The sequence below is a fragment of the Leifsonia sp. SIMBA_070 genome (genome assembly GCF_046534635.1).
Lineage (GTDB): Bacteria > Actinomycetota > Actinomycetes > Actinomycetales > Microbacteriaceae > Leifsonia.
The window spans coordinates 1-273 of record NZ_JAWRYK010000258.1; the positions used below are offsets into that span (position 1 = coordinate 1).

Annotated in this window: 1 pseudogene; it reads right to left on the minus strand. The window is 68.9% G+C overall.

The features are described 5' to 3' along the window. A pseudogene (locus SB754_RS20250) lies at positions 1 to 273 on the minus strand (tRNA (adenosine(37)-N6)-threonylcarbamoyltransferase complex dimerization subunit type 1 TsaB); the annotation flags it as partial.

The following is a 273-nucleotide window of genomic DNA, read 5'->3' on the forward strand; positions in this document are numbered from 1 at the left end:
GGGGTGGTGTCCAGCAGCGGCAGTCCGCGGACCAGGCGTACGACGGCGGTGCGGCCCAGTGCGGACGCGGTGGGTTGCGCATCGGTGAAGCCCGAGACACCGTGCAGCAGTTCCGGATAGAGGCCCGCACCGACGCCGTAGACCGGCAGCTCCGGAACTTCTGCGGGGTCACTGACAAACGGACCGGCCAGGAGTTCAGCCGTTCCACCCGTGCTGCGGTAATGCGCCCAGTACACTTCCTTGCGCCGGGCGTCGGTTGCCACGGCGAACTCG